This window comes from Bacillus sp. GMa5/1, from assembly GCF_050172015.1.
In the GTDB taxonomy this organism is placed as follows: Bacteria; Bacillota; Bacilli; order Bacillales; family Bacillaceae_G; genus Bacillus_A; species Bacillus_A cereus.
The window spans coordinates 1-18,413 of the sequence record NZ_JBNLYC010000049.1 but is presented as its reverse complement, the minus strand read 5'-3'; the positions used below and the strand labels follow the sequence as shown (position 1 = coordinate 18,413).

Here is an 18,413-nt window from a genome sequence, read left to right as displayed (position 1 = left end):
TACATTTCGTAATCCATACAATCTCATCACATTTTTCCACCTTCCAAAGTTTTATATCGGAACCAAACAAGGGAAAATAAACAAAAAAAAGCATACCGCCGCTTGACGATATGCACAGGAATGCATAAAAGCGTACGTTACGATATACGCAACGTACGCTTTTTATAAGACAAAGATGCCCTATATATCCGTACGGGTTGCGTAATGATATGAATGTTTTCTGCCATTTAACAGAGCTAAGCCCATTACATTTACGATTACAATCATTACGCACACCCCCTTCATTTATTTTCCATTTATAATCTTACAACTTTATTGAGTATTCTGTCAATTGTTTTTTCACACTTCAAATAAAAATATATGATACACCATTTTGAAATAAGGGAATGTTCTGTAAGAAAGGGCATACAAAATAAAAAAAGAATAAGAAATCGTTTTCACAAACATTTCATTTGAAAAATGTTATCAAACCCCCTACAATCACCTTATACTCACTCTTACAAGTTGCTATTTTAGGAGGACTAATCATGACAACTAGCAATACGTACAAATTTTATTTAAACGGAGAATGGAGAGAAAGCTCTTCAGGAGAAACAATCGAAATTCCATCTCCATACTTACACGAAGTAATTGGACAAGTACAAGCAATTACTCGCGGAGAAGTAGATGAAGCAATTGCATCTGCAAAAGAAGCTCAAAAATCATGGGCTGAAGCTTCCCTACAAGATCGCGCAAAATACTTATATAAATGGGCTGATGAGCTCGTAAATATGCAGGATGAAATTGCCGATATCATTATGAAAGAAGTCGGTAAAGGATATAAAGATGCGAAGAAAGAAGTTGTTCGTACAGCTGACTTCATTCGTTACACAATCGAAGAAGCTTTACATATGCACGGAGAAAGCATGATGGGCGATAGCTTCCCGGGCGGTACAAAATCTAAACTTGCGATTATCCAACGCGCACCACTTGGTGTTGTATTAGCAATCGCACCATTTAACTACCCAGTAAACTTATCTGCTGCAAAACTTGCACCAGCATTAATTATGGGTAACGCTGTTATTTTCAAACCAGCAACTCAAGGTGCAATTAGCGGTATCAAAATGGTTGAAGCACTTCATAAAGCTGGCCTTCCAAAAGGACTTGTAAACGTAGCTACAGGACGCGGTTCTATAATTGGTGACTACTTAGTAGAACACGAAGGCATCAATATGGTATCGTTCACAGGTGGTACAAACACAGGTAAACATTTAGCGAAAAAAGCTTCAATGATTCCACTTGTATTAGAACTTGGTGGTAAAGATCCTGGTATCGTTCGTGAAGATGCTGACTTACAAGATGCTGCAAACCATATCGTAAGCGGTGCATTCTCTTACTCTGGTCAACGTTGTACAGCTATTAAACGTGTACTTGTACACGAAAACGTAGCGGACGAGCTTGTTAGCTTATTAAAAGCGCAAGTAGCTGAACTATCAGTTGGATCTCCAGAACAAGACAGCACAATCGTTCCATTAATTGACGACAAGTCTGCTGACTTCGTTCAAGGTTTAGTTGACGACGCTGTAGAAAAAGGTGCTACAATCGTTATCGGTAACAAACGTGAGCGTAACTTAATTTACCCAACATTAATCGATCACGTAACAGAAGAGATGAAAGTTGCTTGGGAAGAGCCATTCGGCCCAATCCTTCCAATCATCCGTGTTTCTTCAGATGAACAAGCAATTGAAATTGCTAACAAATCAGAGTTCGGTCTGCAAGCAAGTGTCTTCACTAAAGACATTAACAAAGCATTTGCAATTGCTAACAAAATCGAAACTGGTTCTGTACAAATTAACGGACGCACAGAGCGCGGCCCTGACCACTTCCCATTCATCGGTGTAAAAGGTTCAGGTATGGGCGCACAAGGTATTCGTAAGAGCCTTGAGTCTATGACACGTGAAAAAGTAACTGTATTAAACTTAGTTTAATCTTATAAAAAGAAGCTGATCTATTTTTAGATCAGCTTCTTTTCTATATAAATACTTCCGAAAAACGGAGTATTTCGTTCTACTTCCGATTTGGTTTTCCAAATCGAACTAAAACATGCCATAATAATTTTAATTCCTGAAGCACTTCTTCATAAGTTCCACGATCACTCCAAGATAATGGATTGCGTTTCAAATCCACTACAGCAGAGCCAATTATATTTGCATCGATGCAATGATTCCGTGCAATGCGCCTTGCTAAAGATGGCATTTTTGAACCTCTAAAATCCATCGGAACTTCGTCTACCGCAAGTACAAAACCGATGTGCCAATACAAATCAATCGCATACTTCAGGCAAATTTCTTCTAAAACTCTTCCTACATCCGTACCCTTAAATGAAGGATCTGCAACAAGCACCTCTACGTCTTCTTTAAGAGAAATCTCTCCATGAATTTGCGCTTCGATATAATGATTAAGATTACGGGCTGGCTCTTTGCTTACTAAATCTATAAACGGCCTTTTCAGGTTAGCCAGTAAATGATTAATTAATATTGTTGGAGTCAAATTTCCTTCACCAATTGCAAAATCTCTTACAAATGTCTCTTCCAAAAGAGCAGCTAAAATCATATCAAACTCCTCATAAGTCCCCTTTTCTTTCGGATCTTGATGCGAATCTAAATACGTATATGTAGAGCGCGAAGAAACTTTTGGAGATAAGAGAAAATAACATGAACCAAAACGCGGAGCCGGCCCATCTGGATGTAACATTAAATTTAGCGCTCCATATTTTGGCCGTTGATCATTTGTTACGCCTTCTAATTGATATGCTCCTCCAAATATTCTCTTTTCCCAAAGGTCACGTTCACCACCAGGGTAAGCAGATACGCTTCCATTAGATAGCAATGTTTCAAACTGACTTTTATATACTCCTTGCTCAAACAGTGCTTCAGCAACTCTTTTCATATTCGAATCTAGTCTGTCTGGATGAAAGTGTAAAGCAATCCTTGCATGAGATTTTAAATTAGCGACAGCTTCTTCAAATATTTCATCTGTAATATTAGACATTTTAAGTATATGATTAATCGTTGCTTTAGCCCCACGTTTTTCGTTCTCTGCATATTTTGAAATATATTCTAAAGCAAATAATTGAGATCTTGATAATTCCATAATCCAATCTCCCCTTTAATTGAAATGACCTTAATCATTTCAATTAAAAGCTTATTCTTTCCTTCTTATGAAACGAACCTGATTTATTTAAAAACGTAATTTACTAAATCTTAATTATGCATACACGCATTTTTCATGGGTAAATGTACACATTCTACAGAAATTTGATACCCTAGCCATCGCTCAGCAATATGTTCAAATGATAAAACAGATCCCGTTGTAAAAAAGCGATGCTTCAGATTCAAATTGTCAGACAAAATTCCTTTGTGCTGTAAAATGGTACTTAACTCTATCGCTGTTTCTTCTGCCGAACTAATAATCGTTATGTCTTCTCCTAGTTCCTTTTTTATATAGGACTCTAAAAGTGGATAATGCGTACATCCAAGAATTAACGTATCTATATCTTCTTTCGTTAATGGAAGTAAAGCTTGTTTCACTTGCTGCGTGACATATGCTGTATCTTCTAATTGATTTTCTACAACTGTGGCTAAAGTCGGGCAAGCATAGCTATGCACTTCCAAATATGTATCCAGCTCGTGTAATGCTTTTTCATACATATTAGATTTTATCGTACCTACAGTTCCAATTACCCCGATTTCCCCTTTCTTTGTAACTTTAATTGCCGCTCTTGCTCCTGGATGTATAACGCCAATAACTGGAATGGAAAGTGCTTCTTGCAGCGCATTCAATGCAGCAGCTGCAGCAGTATTACATGCTACGACTAGCGCTTTTAATGGAAACTGTTTGAGGAACTCAACCATTTCAAATACGAAAGATTGCACCTCCTCTACACTTCTTGGCCCATACGGACAACGCTTATTATCACCAATATAATAAATGCTTTCTTTAGGCAATTGTCTTATAATTTCGCTCGCAACTGTTAATCCCCCAACACCCGAATCTAGCACACCTATTACTGAATGTTTATGACATACAGACATTTACTTCATCCCCTTTTCAATCATCTAGCGCTAATAACATGTATTATATTACGAAAATTCAAATATCACATAACAATCCCTCTTACTTTTAATCACAAACTCTTCTCTATAATCTGATTATTACTATATCCATTGACGTATAAAAATTCATTTGTTACTCTTAAAGACGTTAATTTAATATTTAAATCCTCATTCGTATCTCGGTGAGGTAGAGGTTGCAATCATTAAGAGTATCATTTCAGGAGATGTAGTGGCATTGATGAAGGAATGAGAAAGGAATGGTTGCCGAAGTAAGTCGTGTCCACCATGCACGCTTGCTGGGTCTGCATTTAATAAGTGCAGAACTGTCACAAACGTTTCGTTTGTGGAGAGCTATCGAGAGGTATGTCGTGGGTTTCTTATAAGATAGAAAGCATGTAGCGGCAAATTACGTGCTTTTTTTGTTTTGTTTGGGACTTCTCTTCCTGACTCAGGAAGACATACATATCTCCTCGCTTGACTTGGTTATACTAACTTTGGAGGTATTTTTCTATGCAACAAAAAAAATGGGGCTTTTGGGTACTAACAGCTTTCGTTGTCGGTAACATGGTTGGCGCTGGTATTTTCATGGTACCAAGTACGTTGGCACAAACAGCAAGCCCACTCGGTGTCACTTTAGCTTGGTTAACTACAGGGTTTGGTGTTTTAATGCTAGCTCTTGTTTTCGGTAATTTAGCAATTCGTCGTCCTGATTTAACGACAGGGCCACAAAGTCATGCATATGCTTTATTCTCAACACCAAAAAAGAAAAAAATGGCTGGCTTCAGTATGGTATGGGGATATTGGGTTGCAAACTGGGCAAGTAACGTTGCCATCATTACATCATTTGCGGGATATTTATCACTCTTCTTCCCAATTATGAAAGATACGCGACTACTATTTTCAATCGGCTCGTTTAACGTAGAAGTCGGAAAACTAATTACATTTACGATTTGTTCCATCTTACTTTGGGGAACTCATATTATATTAACAAACGGTGTAAGCGGAGCTGGAAAACTAAACTTCTTAGCAACAACAACGAAAGTAACTGGATTCCTTTTATTCATCGTCGTTACGTTATTTGCATTCGAAGCTTCTAAGTTTGGACAATGGTACACACCGATGATTGATAAATCAGGTGCATCACATGGTCTTCTTTCACAAGTAAATTTAGCTGCTCTTACAACGCTTTGGGCGTTTATCGGAATTGAATCAGCCGTTCTTCTATCAAACCGTGCTGTTTCTCCAAAAACGGTAAAACGTGCAACAGTTGCGGGATTACTTATTACAGTTGCGATTTACTTAGGAATTACAATTTTAACAATGGGTGTACTTCACGTTGATAAATTACAAGCTTCTGAACGTCCATTAGCAGATGCACTAAATGCTGCAATGGGTCACGGCGGCGGGAAACTGATGGCATTACTTGCTCTTACTTCCCTGTTCGGTTCTATCTTAGGCTGGATTTTATTAAGCTCAGAAGTACCTTATCAAGCAGCAAAAGAAGGTTTCTTCCCTTCCTTCTTCACGAAAACAAATAAAAAAGGAAGTCCAATTTACTCATTACGATTAACAAACATTATGTCGCAAGTATTCCTATTCTCAACATTATCAGGAACCATTGCGGAAGCTTATACATTCGTTATTACCGTATCAACACTGGCCTACCTCATTCCATATCTCGTTTCACCAATCTTCCAGTTAAAACTAGTCGCAACTGGTGAAACATATAAAAATGAAATGCGGGCAAGAATTACAGATGGCATAGTCGCAGTTATCGCACTTTGCTACGCACTGTGGGTTATTAAAACCGGCGCATCCGATATAAAAACGTTCCTTCTCGGAATTGGTTTATTTGTAATTGGATTTGCTTTCTATCCATTAATGAATCGTGATCAGAAAAAAAATAACGAAAAGAAAAACGGGCAAGTTGCATAACGCAATTTGCTCGTTTTTTCTTTTGTAAAACATATATAATAGAACAAAGAGGTGAAAAACATGTCAATCGAATCGCTATGGAGCAGTCGCTTCCAACAACATATTCAAAATATCATTACATACTTTGCACGTATGATTAACGGTTTACTATATAGCTTTATCTTTATTTCATGCGTTGGTGCATATTATTATGCTCAGTTTCTAAAAGCATCTCCTTCTAAAGGAATATCTTTACTACTCATCACGATTGTACTTACATTCATTATAACGAGATGCCCTATCCGTACATTTATTCAGAAACCTGACGCTGTCTATTTACTAGCACTAGAAGAGAAACTAACATCTTATTTCAAAAAATCTCTTCTATACAATTACATCATTCAGCTTTTCCCATTATTATTTACGTTCCTTATTCTCGTACCACTTGCTATGCAATCATTGCAATTAACTGTACCTTTTTTATGTACAATCTTTATCGTGTTAATGATTACGAAAGCCTGGAACATATACATACATTGGATGTGGCGTGATAGTCACGAAAAAAATATATGGCTGATCATTCGTATTACTTGTAACGCCCTAATCATTTACATGCTGTTTTATCCCGCAAATGTTCTCATATTGGGCGGACTACTTTTACTACTTGCTTTCCTACTTCTATATACGAAAAAACAGCCTACAAAACGAATACCGTGGGATTACATAATCGAGCAAGAAGAAAAAATGAACGTTCGTTTTTATCAATTTGCTAGCATTTTCACAGATGTTCCGCAACTGAATAAACAAGTAAATAAAAGAAAATGGCTTACAAATTGGATTGAACCTTTATTACATAAAAAACGAGCAACTTTCTTCTACTTACATACACTAGCATTTTTACGTGGAAATGATTATTTCGGTATATATATTCGCTTAGGATTGATCGGTGCTTTCGCCTTATATTTTATACCAAATATATACGTAAAAGGCGCTATCGCTTACATCGTTTTATATATGATCTCTATGCAGCTTCGTTCACTATGGAAATATTTTTCGGGAAATATTATTGTAGCATTATATCCAACCCATACTGAAGAAAGGATGAAGCAATTTCTTAGCTTAATCTTTATATTGCTAAGCATTCAACTCATTGTCTTTTCGAGTGTTATACTCATTGCTACAGGTCAATTTTTACATAGCCTTATCATTATGATTGTCGGGTTACTCTGGATCAAATTTATTATTGTACCAAAAACGAAGCAACGCGTTTCTTCGTTTTAACGAAAAGAAATATCTTAAAAGCCAAGGAGAAAATAAATTATCCTTGGCTTTTTTATTTTGCTTCCTCAAACAAGAATCACTGAAACAACCGATATTTTATGATTTTACATACAAAAACGATAATACATGTTTACGACCTAATAAAAAGGGTATCTATTAATTAACAGAGTAAAGGAGGGGCCTATATTGTGAATAAAAAAACGGAACAATTGAATCATCACGTTACTGACAATCAATGCAAACATGCTTTAACAACAAATCAAGGGGTAAAAATAGCTGAAGATGAATTTTCTTTAAAGATGGGCTTAAGAGGCCCAACCTTAATGGAGGATTTCCACTTTCGCGAGAAAATGACCCATTTTGATCACGAACGAATTCCCGAAAGGATTGTTCATGCACGCGGGGTTGGCGCTCATGGTTATTTTCAGCTTTATGAATCTTTAGAAGCATATACGAAAGCAGATTTTCTTACTAATCCTTCAAAGAAAACACCTGTATTTGTACGTTTCTCAACCGTTCAAGGTTCTAAAGGATCCAACGACACAGTAAGAGATGTGCGTGGATTCGCCACAAAATTTTATACAGATGAAGGAAACTATGATTTAGTGGGTAATAATATGCCAGTATTCTTTATCCAAGATGCTATTAAATTTCCTGATTTTGTCCATGCAGTTAAACCAGAACCACATAATGATATTCCTCAAGGAGCTAGCGCTCATGATACCTTTTGGGACTTTGTTGCGCATAATCCTGAGTCCACTCATATGGTCATGTGGCAAATGAGCGACCGAGCTATTCCGCGTAGTTTACGAATGATGGAAGGTTTTGGAGTTCACACATTTCGACTCATTAATGCAGAAGGAAAAGCCCATTTCGTAAAGTTTCACTGGAAACCTACCCTCGGGGTTCATTCATTAGTATGGGATGAAGCTCAAAAGATTGCCGGGAAAAATCCCGATTTTCATCGTCAAGATTTATACGAAGCAATTGAAAAAGGGAATTATCCTGAATGGGAGCTTGGATTACAATTAATTCCAGAAGAAGATGAACATAAATTTGATTTTGATATTTTAGACCCAACGAAATTATGGCCAGAAGAAGAAGTTCCCGTAAAATTAGTCGGTAAAATGACCCTGAACAAAAATGTTGATAACTTCTTTGCTGAAACAGAGCAGGTAGCTTTTCACCCTGGTCATGTCGTACCAGGTATTGATTTTTCAAATGACCCTCTTCTGCAAGGAAGATTATTCTCCTATACAGATACACAATTATCTCGTTTAGGGGGCCCTAATTTCCATAAAATCCCTATCAATCAGCCCGTATGTCCTTTTCATAATAATCAACGTGATGGTATGCATCAAATGCAGATTCATCGCGGTCAAACAAGCTATCATCCTAATGGATTAAATAACAATCAACCTGCAACCGTCCAAGCCGAACAAGGAGGATATGAACATTATCAAGAAAAGATTGATGGGCATAAAATTAGAGGTCGCAGTAAAAGCTTTCTTAACTTCTATTCTCAGGCTAAACTTTTCTACAATAGTATGAGCCCTATTGAAAAGCAGCACATAAAAGAAGCTTTTTGTTTTGAAGTTGGGAAGTGTAAATCAGACATGGTGAAGGCAAATGTAATTGCTCTTCTAAACCACGTCGATCGTCAATTAGCACAAGAAGTCGCTAACATTATTGGAGCTCCTTTACCTAAGGAAAATCACGAAGTAAATTCAGATGCAAAATCACCTGCACTAAGTATGTCCAATACTATTTTTAAATCTGATTCCAAAAATGTTGCAATTCTATTAAATGGTGACCCAAGCGTCTCACTTCTGTCCGAATGGATTCAAGCTTTTGTACAACACCGAATTAACTATAGCATCATAGATAATAAAATTTATCAGTTCAATGATTCCATTAAAGTAACTGATACTTATACAACAACAGACTCCTCCCTTTTTGATGCAGTATTAGTGTTTAGTAGTGAGTCTGTCATTCAACCCCCTGTTTTAGAATTTGCAGAAACTACTTTTAAACATTTTAAACCGATAGCTCATGTCCTTAGTAATCCTCATGCTTTGGACCATAGTAAGATTAAACTGGATGGAGCAGGAGTTTACAACTTAACAAATACTTCAATTGAATCATTTATAGAAGGCATTGCCCAAGGAAGATTCTGGAGCCGATAATATAATATAAGGAGCGGATTAGAATGAGTAAAAAAATTGCTATTTTAATAACGGATTATTTCGAGGATACAGAATACACAGAGCCAGTAGAAGCTTTTAAACAAAAGGGATATGAATTCACAACTATTGAAATGGAAAAAGGGAAAACGGTACACGGTAAGCAAGGAAAAAGTGAAGTCGTGATTGATAAAAGTATTGATGATGTTTCTCCAGAGAACTTTGATGCCCTCTTCATACCGGGTGGATTTTCTCCAGATATACTTCGTGCCGATGAACGTTTTGTTCGCTTTAGTAAAGCATTTATGGATGCGGAAAAACCTGTTTTCGCTATTTGTCACGGACCTCAGCTACTCATCACTGCACAAACACTTGAAGGACGCGATGTAACTGGATATAAATCTATTGAAGTCGATTTGAAAAATGCCGGCGGGAACTTTCATGACAAAGAGGTTGTCGTATGTCAAAATCAGCTAGTAACAAGTAGACAGCCAGAGGACATCCCAGCGTTTATTGAAGAATCGTTGCGTATATTAGTATAACTACTTTGGTTAACTAACCTTGTATTTACATGAAAATAATGAATCAGTGGGGTTTTATTCATCCCCCACTGATTCATTAGCCCTCACCAACTGGTCGTTTACAGGAAAACCGACCACCACAAATAGCAAGATAAATAAAAAGAGGGGAATCCAAAAGTTCAGTTTTAATAATCTTTTGGATTCCCCTCTTTTCTCGCCCAAAAATTCCTTATCACTTTTCATAGGCAGTTCTCATATAGTGAAAATGACTATATAATTCCTATCCATAAGTTAAATAATGATTTCGCACATATATAAATACAAAAGATGGGAGCCCTATTTATGAATAACAATCCACCTTCAACGCCCCAAGACAACTCCGAAAACAATAGCCGTGATATCACACTGCAAACATTAAGGGTCATCGGACTCGTCGTCCTTATTAGTGGTTATATCCTCGTTGCGCTCTCTGAAGTAGGTGAGCTGAAAGTCTTATTAACAAACCCAAATAGCAATCCTGATTTAGCTGAAGTTGATCCGTTTTAAAAGCCATATGAAAAGCGATTTCTAGCATCGCTTTTCATATCGTTTTATCCAATCTGAGAAACCTCCCCCTCATACTTCTCTTTCCCTATCGCCTTCATAAATAGTAAAATACTGCTCATACCAACGATAAAGTACAGAGCACTCATACCCCAAGATGCAATAAATGAACCTAGCATAACACCTAATGCCCCGTTCATTTTTGCCACTTGAAAGACCATTCCGTTAATCGCCATATAAGAACCTCTTGCCTCATTTGGCACCATATCTGCCATAATAGATTGACGCACTGGCACATACATCATCTCGCCTACCGTTTGGAAAAGCCCTGCAATTAATAAAATCCATAAACTATTGCTCGTTCCGAGTATTGTAAATCCAATCGTGTAAATAAATAAGCCTACATATAAGATTTTCAAATCGTTGAAGCTTTTCAGCATTTTAATAAGAAGTGCTGAACATAACACAACTAAAATTGTATTCTCTGCAGAAATCCAGCTCAGCATGCGAATACCTGTTAAATCAAACGTAAAACCATTCCCGAATAAAAAGTGCACCGTTTCAAATTCCTTCTGCAAACGTACCCCTAAATAATTATTAATTTGAAACTCTAACGATAATGTACATATACTCGCTGCACAAAAAATTAAAAATGCTTTATCTTTCATCACGACTTTATAACTATCTGCCATATCTTTTAATACATTTTTCTTCTCCATCGTTTTTCGTGCTACATACACTTCTTCCATATACACAGCCATCACATATAAAGTCATAATGGCAACAAGCGTTAATACGATAAACAATTGTAGTCTATAGTTTTCAAATAGTAATCCTCCAAATATCGCTCCAATCGCAATCGATAAATTAATAGCCCAGTAATTAATGCTGTACATCACTTTTCGATTTTCAGGTGTACTCACATCAATTAACATCGCTTCTGTCGCAGGATTCATAAGTCCCGATCCTAAACTATTCACTAACATAAACACAAATGTTAACCACGGTGAGTCAACGTAATCCGAATTCGCAACTCCCATACAAGCAATGGAAATGACTTGTATACTTTGACCGATAATCATAACCTTTTTACGCCCAAGCCGGTCTCCAACATATCCACCGTATAAACCAATTACTAATGAAGCTATGACATTAATAAGTAGTAACGCACCAGCAATCGCGCTACCTAACTTTACGGAAAAATAAATCGCCATAAATGGAAAAATCATCGTGGACACAGTACGTGTTAAAAACGATGTTATAATTCTAATTTTTATATTTCGATGCATACTCCAAAATCCCATTGTTTCCCCTCCTTATGCTTACTTATTTTACTTTGAAAAAAAGGAAGAAAAAGGTTAGAATATTCTAAAGAGTTTCCCCTTTTATGATAGAAGGAAGTGTATATATGAAAATTATGGACTATTACATTAGACTAAGACTACATGCACAAGATCAACAACATATGCGAAATAGCTTACAAGAATTAGCGGATGTTTTATATTGCAGTACGAAAAACGTAAAGATTTTATTAAAGAAAATGAGCGAGGAGCAATTAATTAGCTGGACTCCAGGGCGAGGCCGCGGAAATAAAACGGAAATTCTATTTATACATAATTTCGTAGAAGCGATTGAGTCCTATACAGATGAACTGTTAGCGCAAGAAAAATTAAAAGATATCTTTCTTCTTTTAAAAGAACCCCTCCCCCTCGCACTTCAAAAAAAGATAGAAAATAAACTACATCATCATTTTGGATACGAACCTTCAAATGATATGTACGACGTATTAAAGATTCCTATATCGAGAAAGATATTCCCATTAGATCCGGCTTTTGTGGCTGTAACTACAGAGAGCCATCTTACGAGTCAAATTTTTGATACATTAGTCGTCTATAACGATGTTACTGAAAAAATGGAGCCTCACATTGCGCATACGTGGGAATTAAGTGAAGACGGGCTTACGTGGACTTTTTATTTACGAAAGGATGTATATTTTCATAACGAAACAGTTTTAACTTCTAAAGATGTACAATTTTCATTTGAAAGACTAAAAGAAGTTTACTCTCCTTTCGAATGGTTAACAGAAGAAATCGTTCAAATTGAAACGCCATCACCACTACAAATTCGATTCCATTTAGCGAAACCAAATTTATTTTTCTTACACTATGTAAGTTCAATGCAGCTCGCAATTTTACCGCGTGATACGAGTATTCAAAATCATCATTATATAGGTACTGGACCTTTCAAACTTGCTCATTACTCTGAAGATAATATCGTACTCGAAGCGTTCACCCATTATTTTAAAGAGCGCGCATTATTAGACCGTATTGAATTTTGGGGTATTCCTGACCATGTGCAAATAGATGCTGATTATGAACTACCAAACGAAGAGGAAAATGAAAGGCATGATATACAAATAGAAGAAATAGGTTGTATTTATGCTAGCTTCAACTTTACAAAACCTGGTCCTCATCACGACATTTACTTTCGAAAAGCTTGGAGAGAACTATATGATGTTGAAATGATACTTCGTAACATAGAGGGTAGACGGACAATTGCTGCATCAAGCTTTTTCCCTGATAGAAGCCGCCTTGCAACAAGAAGATCCTACTCTTTAGAAAAGGCAAAAGAGTATTTGAAAAAGAGTACATATAATGGAGAAACGATACATATTTACTTCTTCGCATTTAAAGATAGTGCAAATGATGCATATTTCTTAAAAGAACGATGTGCAAGTTTAGGTATACAAGTAGAGCTTCACCCATTTCCCGTTTCAGATTATATGAATCGCTCTATTGATAAACATGCTGATATTATTTTCATGGGAGAAGTCTTTGCTGCCAATCATGAAATTGCATTCTTAAATGTATTTAAAAATAAAAGTTGCTTCGTAAATCGGTTCATGGACCCGCACTACGAAAAACAAATTAACTGTTTACTAGATACATTTTTACTAGAAGAAAATAAAGAAAAGCGTTATGAACTCATGTATGAGATTGAAGAGTTTTTACAAGCAGAACACATCATTTTATTTAACTATCACGTTTTAAAAAGAAAAACATACCCTTCTTCTTTAAAAAACGTAACCATTGATTCATTTGGTTGGGCAAATTTTGCAAAGTTATGGATACAGCCATCCATGTCTTAAAATGTGAGTCATTATAAAAGGAGAAGGTACTACATCCTTAGCAGTACCTTCTTCACATACTATTATTTAATTACTCCATCTAAGTGATCTTTCAAGTTCACTAAAAACTTCTCTATATCCGGATTCTTCACCACATCATAACAAGCAAAACTCTTTAACGGACTCATACCGAGAAACTTTTGCACGCGATGTAAATGACTAAGCGCTGATTCTAAACTTTCTCCTTCAAAGAACTTCGTCTTATCTCCAAATGCTTTTTTAGGTGCATTCCAAGTTGTAGAGAACATATACTCTTTCTCTTTTAATAAACCACCTGTTCCATATTCATCTGCACCTTTAAAGAACAAACCGTATTCATATACTTCATCCATATACGTTTTAAATAAGCCTGGAACACTAAACCAGTAAATTGGTGTTTGATAAATAACAACATCGGCCCATAAAAATTTATCTTGTTCTTCTTTAATATTGTAACCATCTTGAATCGTTGTTGTTTTCACATGATGATTCTCGCCTAATACAGTAACCATATAATCTACTAACGTTTTATTTAATCGTCCTTCCTTTGTACCGTATTTTTCATGTCCATTTATAATAAATATATTTTTCATCGCTTTTCTCTCCCCTATATGATCTACTCTTCAGCTATTAAGCCGAGTTGCTGCTGTAGTGTAAGATTATCTTCTAAATGCCAATCTTCCGTTATCTTTCCGTCTTTCACATGTAAAATATCAATTGCAAAAAAATTAATTTTCTTACCATTATGCGTTCCTGTAAAAGAAAGACGGGCTGTTACTTTATCACCAACAACTAATAAGTCTTCAATCTCGCAATGTATATCAGGCACAACTTTACGAAAATTTTGCGCTGCAAACTTTAATCCTTCAATGCCTTGTGGTCGCCCTTTCGGCAATGTATTATCGAAGAAATCTTTAGTAACAGTCTGCGGAATAAGTTCCTCCTTACCTGTATCCCAAAATGCATAAAAACGCTGCGCCGCATGAACCATTTCTGTCGCTTCTTTTTTACTTAGTGAGGGATCAATTGTCATTGCTTTTGGCTTTGGCATTTCTTTTAATAACTGAACTTCAGTTTTTTGTTCCACACCACATGCTACAAGCACAATACAAATAACAAACAAACTAAGAAATCCAAATAACTTTTTTATCCCCATGGAAATCACCACCTCCTTATATAAATCCTTTTTGTTTCGTATTGCTATTGTATATGCACTAACTTCCTTTATGGAAGTAGTGATATTTTTTTCATATAGTTACCAAAAGTATAGTTTTGTGATACTATAAAGCAAATTCATCCAAAAAAATTTTATGGAGGCTAGTTCCATGAACGATATAAATCCAGTTGAATTAACGAAAGGTTTACCGGGCATACCTTGTCCTATCGCTAAAACGCTTGATGTAATTAGTACAAAATGGACGTTTTTAATCATTCGTGATCTTCTTATCGAAGGAACATTACGCTTTAGTGATTTACAAAAATCAATGGATGGTATTAGTCCAAAAACATTATCGCTTCGATTAAAAGAATTAGAGTCTCAAGGCATTATAACGAGAAAAGTATATCCAGAAGTTCCGCCTCGTGTAGAGTACACATTAACGGATAAAGGAAAGCAATTAGAGGGGATTTTTATTGAATTAAAACGGTTTGGGTTAAGCTTATAAAACAAAAAAAACTTACCGTTGAAGTGAACCCGAATAGTGGTACATGAAAAAAATAAGAGTTCATTACCCAGAAGAAGTAAAGTGGAAAGTGATTGAAATGAAAAAGGATGGGTATTCCAATCGGACCATTATGGAGAAACTCGGAATTAAAAATGTTTCCCAAATTAAGACATAGATGAAATGAAATGATATCGTACAGATCAAACGTATCGGTTTCCACAACCTGTAGGAAAACAATATTCTTATGGAAAAAGACCAAAAGAGCTCAGTGAATTAGAATAGCTACGTATAGAAAATAAACACCTAAAACAAAATTACTTGTATGGGGAAAGTATCTGGAAATCGAAAGGGGCTGAAATCAGAAACTGTAGTTACTTTATGGAAAAATGTACAAACAAAAATAACAGTAAAAGAATTGCGTAACGTATTAGAGTTACCCCGTTCCATATTTTATCGCTCATTACAACGAACGGAAGATCTGAAAGATGATATAGGGGTACAGACACATCGCCATCAAGCTAACAGAACAGATTGCCCCTAAACGAAAATTTTGTAGCTTTTTTAGCACGGAATTTCATTATTATCGTTTTTTTATGTTTCTTAACTTGATAGAGGTGTGGTGGATCCTTTTTTAGAAGTAAATACTTCTAACACCTTGTAGTATTTGAAGATCAATTTTATCTGCTTTTGTCCTTTGAATTATAAAATCTAATCCATTTTTAGTATTGTCCGCATATTTAGGCATTGCTTCAAGAGTATCTGTCAATGGTTTGGTGAAATCGTCCCAATGTATTGGAATAACAAGCTTCGGTTGTACTTTTCGTACAGTTTGCTCGTAATACATATTTAGGAAAGCACTTTCCTGCTTTCCTAATCCCCCTATTCCTAAAAACAGGACATCAGCTCGAATATCATCTAATACACCTTCTATATAGTTAGCACTTGGTTTAACAAGGAAAGTTTTATTATTATACGTAATCAAGTAATCATATGAAGAGTCTTCATGATAGTCTAGTGCTTTAGCTGGTTGTTTAAGTGGCTTTTTTATTTTTTCTCCTTCATCAAAGGTTAGTGAATGTTTCGATGGAAGGACAGTAACAGTAAAATCACCAAACTTCATAGCCCTATTTACTTCATATACAGACATCTGGTTCTTATTTATATCACCACCAATACCTATGTTAATTGCTGACTCTGAACCATATACATGTGTTCCAGTTCGTTTAGCTATATAAGCTAAATCAAACGCATGATCATAATGTGTATGTGCAATAAATAATCCCTTAAGTTTATTATTATCAGCCCCTATTTGATTAAAAATTTTATCCACAGTATCTTCATCTGTTTTTATATTGCTGAACAATATTTTTGGTAAGGATGGCCTAGAAATAAAACCATCAATCATTACTTGCGTATTTCCATCATCAAATAGTAAAGATGATGTTCCTAAGAATGTGACCTTTACCTCACCGTGATTCAATACTTTTTGTGTTGTTTTTGGAGCATAATATGCCTTGTATTGTTGAATATCTGCTGAAGGTGTTAAAAACTTATAATAAACGAAAATAGAAGCGATTAGTACTAGTACTCCTATAAAAAACACGCTTAATTTTTTTCTTAATTTATATTTCAAAAAACATTCTCCTTTCTAGACAAAAGATATTATTATTTGACTGTGCTAAATCCTCCTACTTGAGGTTACCACAAAGTATCTATAAAAATTAAAAAACGCCATCCTTTCCTACGATTCTACAGAAAGAATAGCTTATTTTTTCATTTTAGGAGGAATTTTGTTTTCTTAGCTTGATAGCGATGTGGCGGTACCCCATATAGAAAAAACCGATTCCCTACACGTTAAGGGTATCGGCTTTTGTTCATTTCATTATTCTTTAGAACTTGATAGGTTGTATTTCCTAATTTTATTACGCAATATCAAAAGAATTTATTATTTATACACAATTCTAAAATACGAATTAACAGTTAATATATAATATCCAAAATAGATTATGCAATATGCAATAGAACTAATGGAAATAGGAATCATAATACTGTATATAGGCATGTTGTTTATTATTGGTAAAGCAAATAAGCTATGAGTAAGTCCGACTATTATAGGTGAAATAAAACTAAAGCTAACTTGTTTCGAAATTGACTTTCTTACTTCTTTTTTCGTAACACCTATCTTACGAAGAACCTCATAGTATTTCTGATTAGCATGTGCTTCAGATAGTTGTTTATAATAAATAATAGAACCAGTTGCTAGTACAAATATAATTCCTAAAAAGCTTCCAATAAATAATGTAACTCCATACAGTTGCATAAAATCTTCATTTGTTTCAGATTGCCCTACATAATATCCTGATACAACTGTACTAACTGCCGTTAAAGCTGTGGCACTTAAGATAGCAATAGTCGCAAGTAATTTGGCATTTCCTTTTACTCGATATAACAACTGTGAAATATTTAGTATATTCATACCGTTAAAATAGATATTGCTCTTACTTTTAATTTTCTTTAATACAATAACTGTATAAGACGTGAATAGACAGTAGGTTGCAAGAACAATCGCAATCAAAATACATAACGGGATTATTTTAGGATCCATTAGCGGACGCATAGGGTCCTCAGGGTTCTGCACAAATTTTACGACTTCGCGAAAAAAGAATGCTAAAACATAACCAAAGCCAATTAAAATAAGACCTATATATGCCAAATATTTAGATCCTTTTGGCATACTCTCTCCTTTATGATTCGCTTGGAACATTTCAATTAATGGAAATTGATAAATTAAGCGCGAGTTTTTCCAAGCTGTATATAATAGAATCGATAAAAAAACAATAATTGTGTCTATTATGGCCTTTATAGATAACTCGAACGTAATTGGCACATTTAATTTCATCAAACTCATTAGAAGTTCTAAAAATAACTTAAAACTTATACTGCCAATCAATATCCCAACTATTAAAGCTACGCCCCCCATTATTAATGTTTCACAAAATAACATCGTACCAATTTGTTTTTTAGTAATACCTAGTAAAGAATATAAC

At 35.4% G+C, this 18,413-nt stretch carries 16 protein-coding genes, 1 pseudogene and 1 riboswitch; of the genes and pseudogenes, 9 read left to right on the top strand and 8 right to left on the bottom strand.

Features of this window, described 5'->3' with window-relative positions:
• The first annotated feature begins 527 nt into the window (after positions 1–527).
• Positions 528–1,967 carry an NADP-dependent glyceraldehyde-3-phosphate dehydrogenase gene (gene gapN, locus ACQGSG_RS14150; protein WP_214632003.1) on the top strand — a complete coding sequence of 480 codons (1,440 nt, stop codon included), beginning with the start codon at positions 528–530 and terminating at the stop codon, positions 1,965–1,967.
• A gap of 79 nt (positions 1,968–2,046) precedes the next feature.
• On the opposite strand, the gene ACQGSG_RS14145 is transcribed toward gapN, so the two are convergent.
• Positions 2,047–3,132: a DUF3626 domain-containing protein gene (locus tag ACQGSG_RS14145; protein WP_214632004.1), complete on the bottom strand. Its 1,086-nt coding sequence runs from the start codon at positions 3,130–3,132 to the stop codon at positions 2,047–2,049.
• A gap of 110 nt (positions 3,133–3,242) precedes the next feature.
• Entirely contained in the window at positions 3,243–4,073 is an 831-nt protein-coding gene (gene racE, locus ACQGSG_RS14140) for a glutamate racemase (RefSeq protein WP_016109296.1), read from the bottom strand.
• 201 nt (positions 4,074–4,274) lie between these two features.
• A riboswitch (Lysine riboswitch) is annotated at positions 4,275–4,456 on the top strand.
• 148 nt (positions 4,457–4,604) lie between these two features.
• Here racE and ACQGSG_RS14135 point away from each other — a divergent pair.
• From ACQGSG_RS14135 to ACQGSG_RS14120, 4 genes are all read left to right on the top strand, one after another.
• A complete protein-coding gene (locus ACQGSG_RS14135) occupies positions 4,605–6,029 on the top strand; it encodes an amino acid permease (RefSeq protein ID WP_001186301.1) in 1,425 nt (474 codons plus the stop codon).
• Between the two features lie 60 nt (positions 6,030–6,089).
• Positions 6,090–7,289 carry an ABC transporter permease gene (locus ACQGSG_RS14130; protein ID WP_098604807.1) on the top strand — a complete coding sequence of 400 codons (1,200 nt, stop codon included), beginning with the start codon at positions 6,090–6,092 and terminating at the stop codon, positions 7,287–7,289.
• A 188-nt stretch (positions 7,290–7,477) separates the two neighbouring features.
• On the top strand, positions 7,478–9,475 hold the full coding sequence (locus ACQGSG_RS14125; RefSeq protein ID WP_325842975.1) for a catalase: 1,998 nt from the start codon (positions 7,478–7,480) through the stop codon (positions 9,473–9,475).
• Positions 9,476–9,498: 23 nt separating this feature from the next.
• Entirely contained in the window at positions 9,499–10,014 is a 516-nt protein-coding gene (locus ACQGSG_RS14120; RefSeq protein WP_098604809.1) for a type 1 glutamine amidotransferase domain-containing protein, read from the top strand.
• Positions 10,015–10,068: 54 nt separating this feature from the next.
• Here the strand turns inward: ACQGSG_RS14120 and ACQGSG_RS14115 are convergent, their stop codons facing one another.
• A complete protein-coding gene (locus tag ACQGSG_RS14115; protein ID WP_170924163.1) occupies positions 10,069–10,236 on the bottom strand; it encodes a hypothetical protein in 168 nt (55 codons plus the stop codon).
• Between the two features lie 99 nt (positions 10,237–10,335).
• Between ACQGSG_RS14115 and ACQGSG_RS14110 the strand changes: the two genes are divergently transcribed.
• Positions 10,336–10,539 (top strand): hypothetical protein, encoded by a 204-nt coding sequence (locus tag ACQGSG_RS14110; protein WP_001063872.1) that lies wholly within the window; start codon positions 10,336–10,338, stop codon positions 10,537–10,539.
• A gap of 44 nt (positions 10,540–10,583) precedes the next feature.
• On the opposite strand, the gene ACQGSG_RS14105 is transcribed toward ACQGSG_RS14110, so the two are convergent.
• Positions 10,584–11,840 carry an MDR family MFS transporter gene (locus ACQGSG_RS14105; RefSeq protein WP_000508238.1) on the bottom strand — a complete coding sequence of 419 codons (1,257 nt, stop codon included), beginning with the start codon at positions 11,838–11,840 and terminating at the stop codon, positions 10,584–10,586.
• 83 nt (positions 11,841–11,923) lie between these two features.
• Between ACQGSG_RS14105 and ACQGSG_RS14100 the strand changes: the two genes are divergently transcribed.
• Entirely contained in the window at positions 11,924–13,684 is a 1,761-nt protein-coding gene (locus ACQGSG_RS14100) for an SgrR family transcriptional regulator (RefSeq protein WP_142238518.1), read from the top strand.
• Positions 13,685–13,746: 62 nt separating this feature from the next.
• Here the strand turns inward: ACQGSG_RS14100 and ACQGSG_RS14095 are convergent, their stop codons facing one another.
• Together ACQGSG_RS14095 and ACQGSG_RS14090 are read right to left on the bottom strand one after the other, a co-directional pair.
• Positions 13,747–14,295: an NAD(P)H-dependent oxidoreductase gene (locus ACQGSG_RS14095; RefSeq protein ID WP_098592594.1), complete on the bottom strand. Its 549-nt coding sequence runs from the start codon at positions 14,293–14,295 to the stop codon at positions 13,747–13,749.
• A 23-nt stretch (positions 14,296–14,318) separates the two neighbouring features.
• Positions 14,319–14,858, bottom strand: coding sequence for an ester cyclase (locus ACQGSG_RS14090; protein WP_000511560.1), 540 nt, complete (start codon positions 14,856–14,858; stop codon positions 14,319–14,321).
• 169 nt (positions 14,859–15,027) lie between these two features.
• Between ACQGSG_RS14090 and ACQGSG_RS14085 the strand changes: the two genes are divergently transcribed.
• Together ACQGSG_RS14085 and ACQGSG_RS14080 are read left to right on the top strand one after the other, a co-directional pair.
• Complete coding sequence (locus ACQGSG_RS14085) at positions 15,028–15,366, top strand: winged helix-turn-helix transcriptional regulator (RefSeq protein ID WP_000997917.1); 339 nt, start codon at positions 15,028–15,030, stop codon at positions 15,364–15,366.
• A 43-nt stretch (positions 15,367–15,409) separates the two neighbouring features.
• A pseudogene (locus ACQGSG_RS14080) lies at positions 15,410–15,859 on the top strand (IS3-like element ISBt2 family transposase); the annotation flags it as partial.
• A 138-nt stretch (positions 15,860–15,997) separates the two neighbouring features.
• Here the strand turns inward: ACQGSG_RS14080 and ACQGSG_RS14075 are convergent.
• Together ACQGSG_RS14075 and ACQGSG_RS14070 are read right to left on the bottom strand one after the other, a co-directional pair.
• Positions 15,998–16,999, bottom strand: a complete 1,002-nt coding sequence (locus ACQGSG_RS14075) for an MBL fold metallo-hydrolase (RefSeq protein WP_098604810.1) — start codon at positions 16,997–16,999, stop codon at positions 15,998–16,000.
• 312 nt (positions 17,000–17,311) lie between these two features.
• Positions 17,312–18,413: FtsX-like permease family protein (locus ACQGSG_RS14070; RefSeq protein ID WP_426947525.1), on the bottom strand; the 1,102-nt coding region annotated here is incomplete at its 5' end.

Excerpts from the sequence above, each read along its gene's own strand:
- gapN (WP_214632003.1), top strand. The coding sequence starts at position 528 with ATGACAACTAGCAATACGTACAAATTTTATTTAAACGGAGAATGGAGA.
- ACQGSG_RS14135 (WP_001186301.1), top strand. The coding sequence starts at position 4,605 with ATGCAACAAAAAAAATGGGGCTTTTGGGTACTAACAGCTTTCGTTGTC.
- ACQGSG_RS14130 (WP_098604807.1), top strand. The coding sequence starts at position 6,090 with ATGTCAATCGAATCGCTATGGAGCAGTCGCTTCCAACAACATATTCAA.
- ACQGSG_RS14095 (WP_098592594.1), bottom strand. The coding sequence starts at position 14,295 with ATGAAAAATATATTTATTATAAATGGACATGAAAAATACGGTACAAAG.
- ACQGSG_RS14120 (WP_098604809.1), top strand. The coding sequence starts at position 9,499 with ATGAGTAAAAAAATTGCTATTTTAATAACGGATTATTTCGAGGATACA.
- ACQGSG_RS14100 (WP_142238518.1), top strand. The coding sequence starts at position 11,924 with ATGATAGAAGGAAGTGTATATATGAAAATTATGGACTATTACATTAGA.
- ACQGSG_RS14110 (WP_001063872.1), top strand. The coding sequence starts at position 10,336 with ATGAATAACAATCCACCTTCAACGCCCCAAGACAACTCCGAAAACAAT.
- ACQGSG_RS14085 (WP_000997917.1), top strand. The coding sequence starts at position 15,028 with ATGAACGATATAAATCCAGTTGAATTAACGAAAGGTTTACCGGGCATA.
- ACQGSG_RS14090 (WP_000511560.1), bottom strand. The coding sequence starts at position 14,858 with ATGGGGATAAAAAAGTTATTTGGATTTCTTAGTTTGTTTGTTATTTGT.
- ACQGSG_RS14145 (WP_214632004.1), bottom strand. The coding sequence starts at position 3,132 with ATGGAATTATCAAGATCTCAATTATTTGCTTTAGAATATATTTCAAAA.
- racE (WP_016109296.1), bottom strand. The coding sequence starts at position 4,073 with ATGTCTGTATGTCATAAACATTCAGTAATAGGTGTGCTAGATTCGGGT.
- ACQGSG_RS14105 (WP_000508238.1), bottom strand. The coding sequence starts at position 11,840 with ATGGGATTTTGGAGTATGCATCGAAATATAAAAATTAGAATTATAACA.
- ACQGSG_RS14115 (WP_170924163.1), bottom strand. The coding sequence starts at position 10,236 with ATGAAAAGTGATAAGGAATTTTTGGGCGAGAAAAGAGGGGAATCCAAA.